The sequence below is a fragment of the Vibrio sp. 704 genome, assembly GCF_033339295.1.
The window spans coordinates 1-517 of record NZ_JAWOUH010001024.1 but is presented as its reverse complement, the minus strand read 5'-3'; the positions used below and the strand labels follow the sequence as shown (position 1 = coordinate 517).

The following is a 517-nucleotide window of genomic DNA, read 5'->3' as shown; positions in this document are numbered from 1 at the left end:
GCTTTTACTGAGTCTTCATTATTAATCATCCCCCAAAATATCTTTGAGAATGAATCAAAATGAGATTTTTCCACTTCCAAAATAGACACAACCATTAACTCTCTAGATACATCAATAGGAGGAACTATTCTATCAACATCAATCATTCTCCTAGCAAAGATATTGAAGCTTTCCTCATTAATCAAAAGAGGCTCTAATTCTTCCTTTAAGTTATTATCGATTCTAAAGCCAATAACTTTACTTAATGCCTCCTTCTTTTTCTTTTGTTTATTTTGACTCTCTTTATTTGTCATAATCGTTATTTATATTTTATTGGCGGAGACAATAAATGGGATTTTTAAGGGCATCCCTTAAAGCACGAGATTGTTGTTTGCGGATGCAAAAATGTAAACAATCTGGACGTGCCTCCACGGTTTAGCTCTCCACCTAACTTAATAGTACAATATTTTTTGGCTATACAAATTCACATATTTGAATCAAAGTAATGTGGTTACTATAATTAATGAGAAACGAATAA

The 517-nt window shown here is 31.7% G+C and carries 1 protein-coding gene; it reads right to left on the bottom strand.

Annotated elements, in window-relative coordinates:
- Positions 1 to 293 (bottom strand): hypothetical protein (locus tag R7R24_RS30460; RefSeq protein WP_318120681.1); only part of this gene is annotated, 293 nt, incomplete at its 3' end.
- Positions 294 to 517 lie beyond the last annotated feature (224 nt).